This window comes from Pseudomonas sp. LBUM1671 (assembly GCF_059695685.1).
On sequence record NZ_CP166782.1, the window covers coordinates 3,160,248 to 3,176,061 of the forward strand.

Sequence of the window (15,814 nt, forward strand, 5' to 3'; positions counted from 1 at the left end):
CATTGGTATTGGCTGCCCGCTTAGCCTCCTCTAACTGCCTGAGCCGGGAACTGTGCACGCTGAGTAAGTAGGAGCAGCCCCAGAAGACTGGAAGCTTCGCCTTTACGCTGCTCGATAGCCTCCTCGAGTAGTGCCCGCGTGTCCTCCTGCGTGAGCTTCAGCGAGCCGGTGGCCAGCGCCGCAGCGAACTCCAGTGCGGCATCGCCGTAAGTTCTCTCCCACCGGGCAAATACCTTGGCGATGAACTCCTTCATCAGCTTGCTCAGCTCCGGACTCGCTGAGTAATCAAGCTCCGAAGGGAGACACGCCCGCAGGAATGAAGCCTGGAGGACATTGTCGTTAAACCGGAGGAAGCACTCCGGCGACAGCACCACTGACTCATACCCCGTCGGCTGAAGGCGTAGCTCATGATCGTCGTGTTCGCGAGCGAATTGCAGGACTGCAGCAATCGTGAAGAACACTGTGCTTTGCGGTACGTTTGGACAGTCCCGACCCACATTGCTTGAGGGGTCGAAGAACAGAAACCCATCGGACAAGGCGAGCGCGCTGCCATCATGTTTTGGCAGGAAGTTGTGCTTGTGCTCCTCAACAAGCTCAGTGGCCTCATCAATAGCCTCATGACGAACCTTTTCCGCGACTTTGGGCGTGAAGCCGACGTCATCGACCTGCCCGGCAGACGCAACCGTGAGCAAGCGACTCCAGGCGTTCTGCTTCCCGTCATCACCAATGGGTAAACACAGCCAGTTGGAGAAGCCGTATTCCCGGGGCGTGGGGTTCTTCATCAGGAAAGTCTTGAGGAGCGCCCAGGCTCTGGCGCTCTGTGGAATCCCGATCGGTGCAAGGAACCTGCGTGGCACGGTCGCGTCCATGTAGGCCCGCAGATCACGACTGATCTCCCTTAGAATACCCCCGTCGCGCGCTACCACTGTCGCGACAAGCACCCCGGAGACGGTCTCAAAATCGACTTGATCAAGTTCGCTGTAAGGCACGCATCGGATTGACTTGGTAGCGCCCCATTTCTGACTGAGCATCTCATTGGCCACCTCGCCGAGTTTTTTCGACCCGTCATCGTCGGCGTACACAATTAGGTTTGTCGCCATAGAGACCGACCAGTCGATTTCAGCGGTCAGCCATTTCCTGAAGTCAGCGTCCGCTAGCAGCAGATCAGGATTGAGCGTCAACAGCTTGCGAGGCTTGCTCGACCGGTTGAATCCAATGATTCCCCCCATACCGAAATACTTGTGGAATTTGGCCAGCCGCTTAGGGTCATGCTTCAGGGATATTGTGATCGATTTGGGAGGCTTTGATTTCGCCGAGAAGTTCTCCCCTATGATCTCGATCAGTGTGCAGCCTTCCTCCGCCTTGACCGGCAGTGGATAGTCAATGTCGTCCAGGGCGACCAGGACGCCCCCGTATCGGCCATCCGCCGTGCGATCGATCAGCGTGGCAACGCAATCCCCTGTGAAACCCTGCTCCCCCATCTGCTTGGCCATGCCGCCGGATGTGGAGGCCGATACCACGCAGAAATAGTCACTTGCTGGAGGGTACATTGTCTTGAGTCGCTCATAGGAGTGGAAACTCATGACTTCGGCCTTACTGTCCAAGCGACCAAGCGCATTCTTCACGAAGGCGTAAATGCCCATGGTGTCGATGTACACCTTGTCCGCCTGGCGCAGCCTGGCGCCGTACTCGAGTGCGATCGCATACCCCACCACGCAAACTTCGGCCTCATCACTCGCCAGTTCTCGGGCCTGGATAAACACGTTGTTGAGCGTGCCGGACGGGTGCTTGAAAGAATGCGCGGACGGTGCAGAATGAATGACGTTGTTCTTCTCGATCAGCGTTCTCAAACCATCTCGCAAGAGAGAGCTCGGATCATAGCGGTAGACAAGTTCCTGGCCGCCCAGCACATGAACGTTGAAGCTCGCGCCATTCCACTGTAAGAACACGTATTCATGGACGCACACACGCGCGTTTTTTACGCCACGCTTCAGGAGGTTGGCCAGGCGGTCTTGATCGTCAGCCCAACTGCTGTTGTACACCGACAACTGATCAGACGTTCCCACGATGTAGACGCAGTCAGGCAGATGTCGTTGGGCCTTCAGCGCGTCTTCGATATCAGTGAAGACGTGCTGTACCGAGAGCTCCGAATCGTTGTAACAGATGACCAACGCTTCATGACTGCCGCTGGGGTCGCTGACAGCGGACATCCATTGATAGAAACGCTCCATTACATGCCCCTCAATGGAATCATCATGGTGACAACGGCCCCGGCAACGGGTGCCAAGTCGGTGTTGTCCCAATCCCTGAAGTCGTCAGGGTCACGCTGCCGATCGTTTTCTTCGAACTGGTTGTAGATGCACAGCCGGCCAGAACGAATACGGATTAACCCGCCCACCTTGCGAAGCTCATTCAGGATGGCAGGCAGACCTATCCCCGCGGCGTCTAGAGTCTTGCTGGACTGACGCGGCTGCAAGCATTTGAGCAGGTACCCCCGCTCATCCTGGAGCGACATCTCTTGCACCGCCTTGCCGCTCATTCTGGAGGCAAATCCGGGGCCCGAGTCGAAGAAGCTGATGTGCAACGCCCGCAAGCTGGTCTTGTTATTGTCGGTGGTAGAAGATTCTCTCTGCCAGTAACGGCGCAAGTCCTCACTGCCGTCAAAGTCTTCGGCAAAGATGTCGTCCTCAAGACGCCTCCAGCCGACCATGACGCCTTCAACATGGGCAAAATACGCGTGGCCAAGATGATCTGAGGTCGCATGTTCCTGTGTGTTGGATACAAGCTCAGAACAGAACAGACCCAAGCTTTCGATCAATGATTCCGGAACACTGGTGCGCCCGCTCTGCTTGTTGACAAAGTCAATGAGCCTGCGCATCTCGGTGGTCATTTCAGATGGAGGCTTTACCTGACCTGCAGCGCTGAACAGCGGTCGCAGGTGCTGAACCTTCGATCCCGCTACACAAATCAAATCGACGGCCCGGCCGTTGACGACGTCCTCGTACCGACCTGCATCCATGGCCTGCATTCGTTCTACCGACTCTTGGAAGACCTCTCGGCGATTGAATGTCAGTTCGCCTAGCCGGATACCCTTGGAAAGACGTAAAGCTGCGATACCTGGCGAACAGTTAGCGAGGTTGTGTAGGAGCGTTTTAACATCGGCCTGCGGGTTAAAATCCAGGTAGTCGCTCTGCAGCTGCTGTCGGGCCAGGGTGACGATCAGTTGGAGGCGTGCGGCATCATGCATGGCGCCACGCCGGGCGCTGAGCATGTCTGCCTGAATGAGGAATTTCTCCCCCGGACGATCGCAGATCTTGCGAATGGCCGCCTCGATGTCTTTGAGCGTACGCGTCTTGCCAAGGTTGATGGATTTCAAGCCTGTTCTCCGATCAAGCGTCCGCTTTGTCGTTAGCGCCAAGAAGCAAGTTTTTGATCTTGGGCTCTGGTTTCCAGTAATTCGGGCCTTTGAGGAACTTGCCATTTTCATCGTAGATCGGCTTTCCATCCGCCCCGAGCTTGCTCTCGTTGCTGTCCATGATGATGTCCAGCACCTCCTCGAGCGGTAAGCCGTACTTCAGGGCCTCAGACCTGCAGTAAACAATCACGTCGCCCAACAAGTCGGCAATGGCGACCTTTATATCGATTTCAGCATCGCCTTTTTCGATCTTTTCGACGATTTCATCGATCTCATGAACTTCAGCCATCAGCGTGGCTTTGAACTTCTTGAGCTTGTCCGCAGGATCGGTCAGTAGCGTGGGCGTGCCGTTGATCGGCAGCTTGTACATCTGATTCATGGCATGAATTCGGTCTTTAAAAGGCTTACCCATGAATGCTCCCTTATCGATTAGTCAAAAATTGTAAGTGTGGGCTGCGGGATGCTAAGCGCAAAAAATCAAGGCTATGCTCTGAGCCACGTGACCACTGGTTCAGGGTTGGTTGCTCTGGCTGCATGCGCCCTCTCTCCGGTTAGCCGTGAGGCCTTAAGCATACACGGAGGGGGCCTAGGAACGGTTCATAGGCAGGAGACCTCCATGTACAGTTGAAAACTCATCGTCTCACCCTACTGATTTAGATCAAAAGGCCAAGTTGACGAAAGCATTCCCCAGAAGTTTTGCACAGCGCGCCCAGCATGAGTGAACGACCTAAATGGTGATTAGATTTAACGAGTGGAACGCAAATGTGCTCGTTTAGGGACGGTTATCGGGGGGGCGGTACTTCAAACCCCAATTGTGCCAGTACAGGTCGATCCTCTTCTTTGAGCTTTTTTACCGCCCAAATCAGCATATGCTGGGGCCTGGAACTCGCCACATAAGCGAACCTTGCGGCTTCCGATCCGCGATCTCGCAACCAGTCTTGCCAATGAGACTGGTGCGGCCCGGGCTGTTGGGACGAAACCACCACAGTGACATCGTGAGTTTCGCCCTTCACCTGGTGAATAGTTTCGTAGCGCAACGTGTCTGGTGGCCCCTCCAGTACCTCTTGGCTCAACACTCGCACGGAGACTGGCTTATCACCCTGCCCTTTGCGAGCCACAAGGTTCAAGTCTTTCAGGACATCCAGCTCCTCCAGTAACTCCACAGGTACGAAAGGTTGATTCGGGAGCCGTCGGATCGCCAGCTTTGCAGTGCGCACCCAAGCAGACCAGGTCTGATCGGACTTGCCAGCACCATTGGCGACCATGAATTTCAGGCTTTCATGGAGGAACTTCCGCCAAATAAGCTTGGACTCCATGACAATGGGGCAATAGGGGCCGACCTTGGTGACCTGCAGCTCGAGTTTGTCGGCCAGCCACTTTGCAAACGTCATCAGGCTTTGCTTGATGTCCTTGAGGTTACCTGTGCTGGCGCTGATGCACGCGACTGCCAATAGTTCGATGCCTTCGAAGGTCTCACCATTACGCAAACGCTGCAGGGTCATATGACCCCGGGCCACCAGTACCACTTTGGTGTACCCCTGTGTCATGGTGCGAATCGTAGGCAGCAGCTCAGAGGGGCACACTTCATATTCGAGTATCCGTGGTTGCAGGGAAGCAATATCTACATTGCCCCTGATCCGTTCGCCGCCAAGGATGTTGGTACACAGATCGACTATGGCCTGTCCACTCCGCCAGTTCGCCTTGAGCTCATACGGGTCGAATTTCAGCTTGACCATGAGGTCGGTGACATTCTCTGGGTTCGACTTGCGAAAGCCATAGATTGACTGGTTCAGATCACCCACGAAATGGAACGCCATACCGAACCGTGCGAGATGCTCCACGATTCGCAGTTGCTCTGCAGAGAGATCCTGGCATTCGTCCACGATGACCAGAGGAAACCGGCGCGCGATCCGCGAAAAATAGGGGTCGAATTTCCTATCCTTGAATGCCTTCAGGGCAAGCATGTCGATGTCACCAAAGGTGGCAAAACCTCCTCGCCACAGCCGCTTCTTAGTGGCAATGAGATCTTTGAAGGTATCCTGATTAAGGGTTTCGGCGTTCAGTTGCTTATCGAGGCCGCGTTCGCCAGTGGAAAATACGAACTTGGTCGTTCCAAGGTCGTAGTCGTATTTGCACGCAGAGATCCAACGATCGCAAATGCTATTTCGCGTGCGATAGATGTTCGCTGCTTTGTCCAGAATCCGAATGCGAAAGTCACCCTCCCTGCCGGTATATCCCGTCATCTCACTGGCAATGCTCGCCACCAGCCGGTTCAGCACAAAGCTGTCGAACGTAGCGATTAGATGAGGTTTGCCGATCGGCTCCCCCAGGTACCTATGAACCCTGTTCCTGAGTTCGTCCGTGGCACTGTTGGAGAACGTCAGCACTGCGATGCCCGATGGTGAACGCGACCATTCTTGGACTATTCTGGCCACCATCGCGGCAACCACTTCCGTCTTTCCGCTGCCCGGGCAGGCCTTGAGGTAAACGTGCCTGTCGAGCGGTGAGGCGAGATAATCCAACTGTTCCTGGGTGAAGTTCATTGGGGGAGCACCCTGCGTGGGGTTTCTTCAGCAACTCGAGCGATCATGCCTGTCCCTCTTCCAGTCCACAGGCCCAAAGGATGGCCAGTCGGATGTACTCCGGCACGACGAAATCAGCTGGGCGCGCCAAGAGCGCGTCCGCGAGCGCTTGGGCGTACAACCCCTTGCCAATCTCTTCGGAGTCGAGCCTGGCGAGCAAAGCGCCAGCAAAAGGGGCTTTGTCAGCAGAGGACATGGAGGCGAAATCCCGTTTTGCATCTTCCCTCAAATTCCCGGCCACCTTGCCATCCTGAACGGGCCAGAGATCTGCTGCCACATTCAGCATGGTCGTGAGGTTGCCGCCCTCCAGCGCAATGTCGTACTCGAAGGTCTTGTACTTGCCGGCGAACAACCGAGCGAATTGAGACTGATTGATCGGCCCCTGAAGCTCCAATGCCGGATTGTTTCCCTGCCGGTGATCTTCGGCATGCGGAAGGAATGGAACTGGTTTTTCCCTGCCTTCGCCATCGTCAATGGTCGAGAAAGATTTGGGAGGGTCATTATCCGTGAGTCCGGCGCACCTGATAGGCACATTACCACCAGGCTGGGCGCCCGTGACATCGCAGAACAGCTGCATGAAATGCTTGAAATAGATACCGCCAAGGTTGATGACGGACACGCCGTAATCGTCCAAAGAGTCCCTGCCCTTCCCTTGAGCATGCAAGACGATCCTAGCCAGCTCGGGGACAACGATTGCCTCGGCAATTCCTTCGACGAGGATCGCGCCTTTTGAGAAAAGAAGATTTGACTTGGTGACGTCGAGCCAGCGATCTACAAAACGCCGGCTCTGCTCAGGAAGCCCTGTTTTTCTCAGAGGAACGGCTGTTGGCATGCCTTCATTGGAGAGGTGAATCAGGTGCTCCACAGACACCGCAGCCGAAATCACAGTTGAGTGGGTTGTGATGATGACCTGGATACCTCGAGCTTCTGCCTCCGTTTTGAGGTGTCGTAGCAACCGTAGTTGGAGCTGCGGGTGTAGGTGCGCCTCCGGTTCCTCGATGAGCAGCAGCCGCAGGTAGGTCTCTTCACCACGACCCTCCTCTACCTCGAGGACGAGCTCCGCTAGGATGGATGCGATGTACAGTAGGTTGTTGTACCCCAGGCTGTTCTCCCCCAGAGATCGGAACTGGGTGGGGTCGGCATTTGTGAGGTCGGGGAAGTAAAGCAGTCTCAATCCTTCAACGATACGGGAGAAGCTCACCTCGGAGAATTGGATCAATGTGCTTTGGGACAGATGCATTCCGAGCGCGGCCTTCAGGCTTTCACCGATGCGTTGGTTGGCCAGTTTGATGGCAAAGTCGTCGCTCTGAGAAAGCTCGCGGTTGAAGTCGCCAACGCGCTGCTCCAGCGCAGTTTGAGTACCGGCCTTTCTGGCAGCATCCAGCTCTTTCCGACATAGGGCCTTCAACAGTCTGGCCAAACGTGATTGGCGCCCCTCTCGGAGCTTGCTCTCTGCGTCGCGTAGTGGCGGCAGATAAACACAGTGAATCAAGTCGAGTGTTTCAGGATCTAAGGGCTGGGTGAATTCGTGACCACCATAAGTGTGATACTTGAAGCGTCCACGTGACTCTTGGTTTTTGGCAATGAAGGTGAGCTTCGCTTCATCATAGTTCCCGCACCACTCATCAAAGGCAGTGGCATCCTTATCATCCAGGTCGGAAAACGTGGCCTGGATCTGGAGCTCCTCCGAGGCGAAAGCACCTGCCTCAAAACCCTTGTAGAAATCGTGCTCACCGATGATTCGTTTGCCCGACTCCGAGTCATTGAAGAGCTGACGCACCGCGCTGATTACACCGGTCTTGCCCGCGCCGTTTTCGCCCACCAACACGTTCAGCCCATCGTGAAATTCGATAGTGAAGGGTTCGCCAAAGCACTTGAAACCTCTAACGTCCAACGCGCGTAGATACATGAGAATCCCTTCTATCTGGAGTCATCCGGTGGCGAGCAGAGGCCGCGCCTAGATGGCGCTAGGTCTCGATGAACGACGCCTAGCTGAATAGTGGCAATACGTTACACCGGTTGACTATCAGGGCCTACCTGTAGATGGGGCTTTAGCTTCCGGTTGAAGCGGACAAAAGCGCACGCAAGCCTGCCAATCCACAGAATCTCTGGGGCACATTAGCGCCGCTCTACGCGTGATGCCGGCAGACCGGTATCATTTAACATCCTCAAATGGTGCGGCTCAGGTGCGGCCGAACCTCCAAAGAACGACCCTCACCAGGGTGCTGCTCAATTTTCAGTGGAGCCACGCGGCGTGATCGAAAAATTCATTGAGTTCAACGAAAAGCGAGGCAGAGCGCTGACTGAGCGCTACGTTCTCCATGTGTTCAACGTGTTCTCTCCCACTCAGCTGAAACGCAGGCTGGGGCACAAGCAACCGAAGGTGTGTCGGTATTGTGGGAAAGACGAGAGATCCACGACCTTCCGCGAAGAGTCGCATGCCATACCCATTTTTCTGGGGAACAAGACGATTATCGATGAGCTGGAGTGTGATCAGTGCAATCACCACTTCGGGGATCATCTTGAAAACAGCTTCGCAGCCTACACCCACCCTCACCGTCCATTTCAGCGAATCCGGGGGCGCAATGGCATCCCCAAGTACAAAGCCCCAAACTTAGAGGTTTCGGCTGTCGACCAATCTAACCTAGTCATCTGTGTCGGTGATAAAGGTGGAGTCGATGCGTTGGAGGTCGAGGGCAAGAATCAACTCCGTTTCCAGGTTGTGCGCCAACCCTACTACCCGACCGCCATTCACAAGATGCTCATCAAAATGGCATTGGCCATGATGCCAGACGATGATCACCGCCAATTCGATTACCTCAAACCCTGGCTTCTGAGTAAAAACCATAAGCCTGGCTTGAGTGGCTCCGTGCCGGTTATCGAGTGGGGGATAAGCGGAGGCGTCAATCCGAACAAAATCACCTGCATCGTTGCCAAGGTGAGAGAGGCGTTTCAAGAATCGACATATAGGTATCAGTTCATATTTCAGTACGGGAATTTCCAGTACCAGTTTGTGATTCCCCTGCCTGACGAGTGTGGCCATCGTAAGGATTTCGTCTACGCGCCCGTGTTCCTGCCTGATGAGCATTTCCGAGTATTCGGCCCATCCGACTACCAGGAGAAGCACTTCAACTCACCTGACCGGGTGCGTGGAGAAAAACTCAGCATCCTGCTTCAGTACAGCGACAAATCCTCTGGAGGGTCTGGGCAGGAGAACACTGCTGATTAGATTCTCAGTTTTCAGGCGGCGAGTTTCGCGCGTCGAAGCGCAACTCCTCGGAGTGAAGACCGGGTCGTAGTAAAACGAGCTCGTAGACCTGGACGCTGCCTGGCAAGGCATTCAAACCTGATACTAGGTACGTACTAGATCTCGCAGATTACTAATGATTTGGGCTGCAGCTTGCTCTGGCGATTGCTCTCGAAGCAGCGCCAGCGCCTGTACCGTTTTTGGGATATCGGTAGCAGGCCTGGTTGGTCGTCCCCCGCTTTGCACGAACGGGCCATCGGTCTCGGTGAGAAGCCGGTCAGACGGTAGCAAGGCGACGAGGTTGCGGTGCTTGGCAGAGGTCAGCATCTGCGAGTTGATCGAAAAATAGCATCCAAGCTCCACAGCCCTCCTAGCTTCACTGGGGGAGCCGGTAAACCAGTGGAGCACCACCGTCCCCCGGTCAGTCGGAAGCAGGCGCTCGATATGGGATAGCACCTTTCCAACACTCCGTACGCTGTGGACGGTGAGAATCTTCCCGCCCTGCTCCGAGCAAGCCTCGAGCACCCTCTTGAAGACCCGTTCCTGCGCCTCAAAGCTCCGATAGAATTGGGGCCCGGCATCAAGCCCTACCTCTCCAACGTATCGAGTCTCCTCAAGCAGGCGCTCCAGTAGCGGCAGCTCCGATTCACGCTCGGCCACCAGTTGGGGATGTAGCCCCAATGCCACCCGGACATGCCGAGACGATGCCGCAAGCTCACGATTGCGCCGCCATGCTTTCGGTGTAGTGGTCACGGCCAAGGTAGCGACCCCTGCCTGATCGCACTCCACGATGAGACGCTCGTGATCGGGATAGAGGTCAAGGTGGCAGTGGAAATCCACCCACTTTGGAATCGAGCTCTTCTGCGGTTTCATAGTGGTATGGCTGTCACACCTTCGAGGTAATCGTCGACTTCCAGCAGTCCATCTCGATAAACCTGTTCGAAGTCATCCAAGCTGTCAGGATGGTCGATCAAAGGCCCGGGCTCATGAATTGCAAACTTGGCGCGGTGTGGAGCACGTTTGAGGCGCGCGATGGCCAGCTGGAAAGAGCGCACATGTTCGCCATCAGATTTGTTCGTGTCCAGCGCTTGCGCATGTAGATCCGGGATGACATATCGGGTTTGATCCGGCCCGCACCCACGATGAATTGCTGCCCGCCTGATAATGCAGGGGACGCAGAACCCGCAGTGCTTGGGTGATCGATTCGAGGGGTCAGGATGGTACCTTGCCTTTCCTGGCGAGGAGCACGACATCGTGAGATGCACATGATCCGCTAGGAACTCAGGGTCAGCGCACTGCTCTGCCATTTGGCCCTTGGTGAGATGGCTGAACATGTTGAATAGCCTCGTGCTTAGGCCCAAACGCCCGAAGAGCTCATTCACCCGCGCCATGTAGTATGGATGAGTCGTGCGCGTGCTACATGCACCCAGGCGGCGCGGATCCAGGGGAACGTTCAGAGAGATCAGGCCATTTTCAGGCACATGGATGGTGATCGAGTCGCCGATCGCTTCCGCGGCCATGGCCGCCAGCGCGAAGAACAGGAATGAGCGCGCTCGAAGCGTATCTTCACTACCTCCACCCTCCACGAGATCGTGCGGGAACCCCACACGGGCCTGGACGTGGTTGATCGACGTCTCGGAAAACCTCTCCTGCAGCGCTGCCCGGCAGTCGTTCTGATAGGTACTGGTGCTGTTGGTGTCCCAGTAATGGCTCACAAGCAATGGTTTGCCGCCGCCACTGAATAGATCGATCGCCCCAATGAAGCTGTCCATCCCCCCTGAGAACAGGCAGACGCTGTCCGACTCATCTGTTCTCAAGCTCTCCGGAGCGGGAGATAGCTCATCGATATCTGTGGGCCGCTCGCGGAAGACCAGGCGCCAGCGATCACCAGTGAGGAATTTCAAAGTCGAGGCCAGCAAGTCGGACGTTGCTGTCCATACTGCGGGTTCTGCGACGGGGACGTAGAGGTCGATCTCCCTCGTCCAGGAATTCTCCGATTCGGTGTCTCGTGAGATTCTGGTGTCCGCCGCGGTAAGGGTCGCCGCCAGCAGTGCCAGATCGACGGCAGTCTCTCCTGGGCTCAGCCCCAGATCAGCCAATTGCTCAATGGCTTGGCCAATCCCGAACTGCAATCGCCCGTGCCCGTCGAGGAACTGGATATTGGTGATGACACTACCTGACTCCAGCAGCGCTAGATCCTCGTCATCCGTTTCGCCGAGCCGGCAGATAATGCTGTGGTGCCTCATTCCAGCCCCTCCGCTGCAGTCGCGATAAGATCGAACGCCGCCTCATAAATCGCAGACGTGACCTGATTGACCTCTTGGTCTGTGGGCGCCGGCCATTGCTCCAGCCGGTTGGCGAGCTGACCTCGCGTACAACCTGTGATGAACGAACTCAGCTGAGACTGGATGCGTTCAACCGCTTCCACATCATCCGGCATGGTGATGCCCCTACCGCCCAAGTCCGCCATGATCATGCTCTCAATCGAATTCGCTACGAAATCGAGGAAGAAGTTCTGCCGATCAGATTGAGTCATATCCTCGAAGCTACCGCTGCCTGCCTCGTCAAGTTCGGCGATCGTGTTCAGTGCAGCCTGGCGCGCAACGCCTTCGTCAATCGCCCCACCAGGCGGGCAAATGAACTCAAGCAGCGCGAGTAGTACCTGGGAGGCCGGTTGCCCTGGAGCCACGGTGAGTTGCAATCGCCGTAGTGTTTCTGCTGCCCCGTTGCGCTGAACATCCCCGAAGATACTGAGCAACTTTGCCGCGGTAGCGCGGGATGTTCCCATGCGCCGCGCACCTCTCGATGATCCCCCTACGCCTTTACGCACATAGGAAGACAGGGCATTCCCCAAATCGCTGGGGCTTCCAGTGCGGGCGAAACGGGTGAAGCTGCTGCGGGCACCCCGAAGTGAGCCAGTGCCGTCATTGTTCACCGGCCCTGATGGAGATAAGCCTGGCTGAGACGGGGTAGAGCCAGGCTGAGATGGATTCGATTGCCCAGGCCCATTCGGTTGAGCGGCCGGGCCGGCTGGTTGTGCTACATCATCAATCCAGGAGGGCACCAAGCCGGAGCTCGGGCCTCCATATCCTTTGGAGGTACCCATATCAATCCTTAAGATTTCCCGCTGAATTCAAGTACGCGCTTGGCTGCCTTCTGAAGCGTCTCGTTCTCGACCTGCTGGCTCCAGCCCCTCAGAATCCCCTCAAGCCCCTGGATGGCATTGGTATCCTTTAGGCTCTCATGCCATGGGGCGGGAGCCCACATGCCAAGCTTGGGCGTGGGCAGAGATCGGATGAATTCGACTAGACGTTTCTGTAGCGCGGGGCGTTGTTTGACAAGTTCGATCAATCCCGTAACGCCTTTGGGTTGATTCGAATACTCGTCTGCTTGGATTATCCGATCGCGGAGTGCATCAAAAACATTCTCGGCATCAACTTCAGCTAATGCCACGATGTCCTTCTTCGTGGCCGCTTGTCGGATCTGCAATGCAGGGCCCATTAGCTTGTCAACGAGCGCCTCGAGATGACTCACTGCGACCTGCCCCATCAAGGAGCTGCGTTTGTCGCGAGTCACGAAGATGTAGGGGCGCAGATCAACACCGGTCAGCGTGGGATCGATCGCCGCCCAGTTGCTGATCCAGTCGCTCTTCTCCCAATCGTGCACATCGCCAGAGTTGGCCACAGCCTTGAGCTTCCCAGAGCCTTTCTCCTTCTCCGACTCTGAGGCGGTTCCCTTTGACTTCTTGGTCCGCTTTTCCAGCTCGGCGATTGCAGGTACCGTACCGTCCGCATCCAGGCTCGCGATTCGTGCCAGTTGCTCATAAAAGTCAGGGTGGAAACGCTCAGCCAGCATGATTTTCGCAAGTATTGGACGCCGAATATCCTCAGCAAATCCTCGAGCCTCGGCGATGGCGTGGCGCAGCATCATCGAGTTCAGAAAGCGTTTGATCTGGCGGGGGTTGCCGCGAGTACCTTCACTCAAGATCCGCGCCAGCAAGGCACTGGTATCCAGTGCTTCCTGGACAAAGTCAGGAAGTGGATCGCCGAAAGCACCAGTTAGCGCTTTGCGGTCGAGGCCGCTGCTTTTCCAGGGCCGGAGCATATCCTTCTGAGCGGCCGTCAAGAGCTTCTTGAGTTGATCGTCATCGGTTTTGACGGCGCTTTCCAACTGTAGGAGCGTGATGTAACTACGGGTCTCCGCCAGCCCCAGCGCCGGGATGCGGAACGGTACCTGAATGAGCTTTTCGAGGTAGTTACGCGCATAGGTCACCGGCCCCGCCCCCTGTGGCAGGTCTGGGAAGTGCTCGCGCACCGCGTACTCGATCATGGCCTCGTCAGCACCGACCACGAATGCTGTCCGGTTTACGAAGAGGAAGAGACGGATGGCCTCAAGCGTGGCGATGGCTGTCTTGGGCAGGCATCGATCAAGGTCATCAACGATGACCACCAGTTGGTCAATGTCTGCGGCCGTCAGAAGCTCTTCGAACTCGGCCCGGAACTTGTGCATGTGCTCGGGGAGCTGCTCAGACTCCTTCTCAGCATCCTTGATGAAGCCACCGGCCTTCTCAGCAAGGCCGGTGAGGCTTTCTATGCTGAGATGGTCGCCCGGGTTATGCACGAAGGCGGAAATGGACTCCACTGCCCCTTTGAGCTGGTCAATGCTGGGGATGCCGGACAATGCGGTGAGCCCGAGCCCTCCGGCATGCTTCGCCAGCTTGAACCAATCAATACGTCGCAAGACCTTCTTCGCGGCGTCGGCGACCTTCTTGGAGCCTGGCCGTGCACGCTGCAATTCATCGACAATGGTCTGGATAACGACAGTTTTCGCGTCCTCAAAGCCTTCGAATGTCCAGCCGTTGAACCAGATACAGCAGACGCGCTCATCAGCGTTGAGCAGTTGCTGAGTCATCTTCAGGACGCTGGATTTACCCGCCCCCCAGTCGCCGTGCACACCAATAGTGACCGGGGTTCCCCGAGATTCATCAAGTAGGCGCTTTACCGTTTTGGCAATGGGGGCGTAATACAGCAGGTCAGTGGCTGTTTCCTGGTCATTCAGGAACATGTAAAGAACTCCTTTTCTAGCATTTGAGATCAAACCACGGGGGTGACCCAGCGGAAAGCCGCCGCTCTCACATCAGGTTATGGGCATCAATAGATGTCCGCGAGTAGGCCAAAGTCGGCGCATTGATGTCAATACGCCATTTGGCGGGGTGATGAACTGCCCCGACTCAAGCGCGAGTTGGCTGGAGCCGCCAAAGGGCGATTTTTTCAAGAGACGGAGGCTGCGCGACTTGCCAGCGGAGCATCGGCAAGTAGACGTTGCGCCGTACGCTGACGTAACGAGTGAGGGGCTAAGGTAAAACTTGATTTCCTAAGCGAATCTGATGTTGTCTTCGAATGGATATCGACGTCCCAGGACAGCTAAGCAAGGTGGGCCCACCGATCGAGCTATAACAATCTTTTAGCTCGTAGAAAATCATAACCACCTCAAAGCTAATCTACCCGTTTTCAGGATGGTTTTTTTGACCCCTGAGGTAGTTATCGAGTTCCCTGCAAAGTATACAATATTGGTAAAAACGACCTGAGAAATTAGTCAAATCCTCAGCCCCCATCGTTACTCTTTCAAAAATTGAAAGTGATTCAAAATGCTCACAGCCCTCGACCCTTGTAAGAATCTCTACAGTTTCAGCATCCAATCCAACTGGCTGTGCAATAACTTTCGCGATTCGAGCATTGGCCTCCCGCTTATAGTAGATCATGCTCTCAATCCAAGGCGCATAGACGGGTGGCATTCTGACTTCTGCAATCAATCTAGAAGGCCCGTAAGGCTTCAATTTTTTGAATGCCTCCTCAACCTGCGCCTCCGTAAGCTGATTCAAATTCATGTGTACCGAGGCTGCGTTGGAAAATGCAGTGATTTGTGCGGTACATCCGCTGACGATAGCTCCTGCATGCTTCTGGATATAGGGCTGCACTAGCGTTTTGTCGGAGCGCTCCTTTATGTGAACAACCACAATATAAAACGCATAGCTCGCGATAATTGACGCCAATATCGAATCTACCCACAGTCCAATTTCATAGGCACCAGAGAATATGGCAGGAATCTTATTCAGAAGAAGAATTTTAATAAGTAGAAGGAAGGTTGCAGAAATCGCAAGTGCATTCGCTTCCTTTGACGCAGTACGAAAAACCTCAACCAATTCCCTTAACCAATTAACCAGTTTATTTTTCTTTCCGCCTGTCTTCGCTCGCTGCATAAAACTAATAGTCCTTGGCATATCCATGGCAATTTTCAAATCACTCTCATGATGGCATATTGCCTCGAAAGAGTCTCGAGACGTTTCAGCTTCGTATCAGCGATCGAGCGAGTGGCTGTAGCCGTGCATTGCGCGCAGATAACTAGCGTTTTAGATGGCAAGCAAATGCCTACCTGATCTCCCTCTACCTGAATCGCCCCTAGTTTCGTAGATAACTCCATGCCGTAAACGGAGACCAATTAGGAGGTGCCATGAGCAAGGGGCGAGGCACCGACGGAGGACTCGAGTGCTATTGTGTTGAGCGCGACGGC

11 protein-coding genes are annotated in these 15,814 nt (G+C 55.3%); 1 reads left to right on the top strand and 10 read right to left on the bottom strand.

Annotated features, from left to right (window positions below):
* Window positions 1–20: 20 nt before the first annotated feature.
* The 5 genes from ACA060_RS14505 to ACA060_RS14525 all read right to left on the bottom strand — a co-directional run bounded on the left by ACA060_RS14505 (window position 21) and on the right by ACA060_RS14525 (window position 7,906).
* On the bottom strand, window positions 21–2,231 hold the full coding sequence (locus ACA060_RS14505) for a hypothetical protein (RefSeq protein ID WP_497318132.1): 2,211 nt from the start codon (window positions 2,229–2,231) through the stop codon (window positions 21–23).
* Window positions 2,231–3,376, bottom strand: coding sequence for a hypothetical protein (locus tag ACA060_RS14510; RefSeq protein ID WP_497318134.1), 1,146 nt, complete (start codon window positions 3,374–3,376; stop codon window positions 2,231–2,233). Before ACA060_RS14510 ends, ACA060_RS14505 begins: the two co-directional genes overlap by 1 nt.
* A 13-nt stretch (window positions 3,377–3,389) precedes the next feature.
* Complete coding sequence (locus tag ACA060_RS14515; RefSeq protein ID WP_017699490.1) at window positions 3,390–3,827, bottom strand: MazG nucleotide pyrophosphohydrolase domain-containing protein; 438 nt, start codon at window positions 3,825–3,827, stop codon at window positions 3,390–3,392.
* A 370-nt stretch (window positions 3,828–4,197) separates the two neighbouring features.
* Window positions 4,198–5,958, bottom strand: a complete 1,761-nt coding sequence (locus tag ACA060_RS14520) for a UvrD-helicase domain-containing protein (protein WP_497318137.1) — start codon at window positions 5,956–5,958, stop codon at window positions 4,198–4,200.
* Window positions 5,959–6,001: 43 nt separating this feature from the next.
* Window positions 6,002–7,906 carry an ATP-dependent nuclease gene (locus tag ACA060_RS14525; protein WP_497318139.1) on the bottom strand — a complete coding sequence of 635 codons (1,905 nt, stop codon included), beginning with the start codon at window positions 7,904–7,906 and terminating at the stop codon, window positions 6,002–6,004.
* Window positions 7,907–8,251: 345 nt separating this feature from the next.
* Here ACA060_RS14525 and ACA060_RS14530 point away from each other — a divergent pair, with 345 nt between their 5' ends.
* Window positions 8,252–9,226, top strand: coding sequence for an HNH endonuclease (locus ACA060_RS14530; protein ID WP_497318140.1), 975 nt, complete (start codon window positions 8,252–8,254; stop codon window positions 9,224–9,226).
* A 123-nt stretch (window positions 9,227–9,349) separates the two neighbouring features.
* On the opposite strand, the gene qatD is transcribed toward ACA060_RS14530, so the two are convergent.
* From qatD to ACA060_RS14555, 5 genes are all read right to left on the bottom strand, one after another.
* Complete coding sequence (gene qatD / locus ACA060_RS14535; RefSeq protein WP_497318142.1) at window positions 9,350–10,117, bottom strand: Qat anti-phage system TatD family nuclease QatD; 768 nt, start codon at window positions 10,115–10,117, stop codon at window positions 9,350–9,352.
* Window positions 10,114–11,490: a Qat anti-phage system QueC-like protein QatC gene (qatC, locus tag ACA060_RS14540; RefSeq protein WP_497318144.1), complete on the bottom strand. Its 1,377-nt coding sequence runs from the start codon at window positions 11,488–11,490 to the stop codon at window positions 10,114–10,116. The genes qatD and qatC overlap by 4 nt, the downstream gene beginning before the upstream one ends.
* Window positions 11,487–12,350: a Qat anti-phage system associated protein QatB gene (gene qatB, locus ACA060_RS14545; RefSeq protein WP_303045954.1), complete on the bottom strand. Its 864-nt coding sequence runs from the start codon at window positions 12,348–12,350 to the stop codon at window positions 11,487–11,489. The genes qatC and qatB overlap by 4 nt, the downstream gene beginning before the upstream one ends.
* Before the next feature lie 8 nt (window positions 12,351–12,358).
* Entirely contained in the window at window positions 12,359–14,308 is a 1,950-nt protein-coding gene (gene qatA / locus ACA060_RS14550) for a Qat anti-phage system ATPase QatA (protein ID WP_497318146.1), read from the bottom strand.
* A gap of 436 nt (window positions 14,309–14,744) precedes the next feature.
* Complete coding sequence (locus ACA060_RS14555; protein WP_497311541.1) at window positions 14,745–15,542, bottom strand: hypothetical protein; 798 nt, start codon at window positions 15,540–15,542, stop codon at window positions 14,745–14,747.
* Between the last annotated feature and the right edge of the window lie 272 nt (window positions 15,543–15,814).

Bases quoted from the DNA above. Each gene is read 5' to 3' on its own strand.
- ACA060_RS14505 (WP_497318132.1), bottom strand. From the start codon at position 2,231: ATGGAGCGTTTCTATCAATGGATGTCCGCTGTCAGCGACCCCAGCGGC.
- ACA060_RS14515 (WP_017699490.1), bottom strand. From the start codon at position 3,827: ATGGGTAAGCCTTTTAAAGACCGAATTCATGCCATGAATCAGATGTAC.
- ACA060_RS14520 (WP_497318137.1), bottom strand. From the start codon at position 5,958: ATGAACTTCACCCAGGAACAGTTGGATTATCTCGCCTCACCGCTCGAC.
- ACA060_RS14525 (WP_497318139.1), bottom strand. From the start codon at position 7,906: ATGTATCTACGCGCGTTGGACGTTAGAGGTTTCAAGTGCTTTGGCGAA.
- qatD (WP_497318142.1), bottom strand. From the start codon at position 10,117: ATGAAACCGCAGAAGAGCTCGATTCCAAAGTGGGTGGATTTCCACTGC.
- qatC (WP_497318144.1), bottom strand. From the start codon at position 11,490: ATGAGGCACCACAGCATTATCTGCCGGCTCGGCGAAACGGATGACGAG.
- qatB (WP_303045954.1), bottom strand. From the start codon at position 12,350: ATGGGTACCTCCAAAGGATATGGAGGCCCGAGCTCCGGCTTGGTGCCC.
- qatA (WP_497318146.1), bottom strand. From the start codon at position 14,308: ATGTTCCTGAATGACCAGGAAACAGCCACTGACCTGCTGTATTACGCC.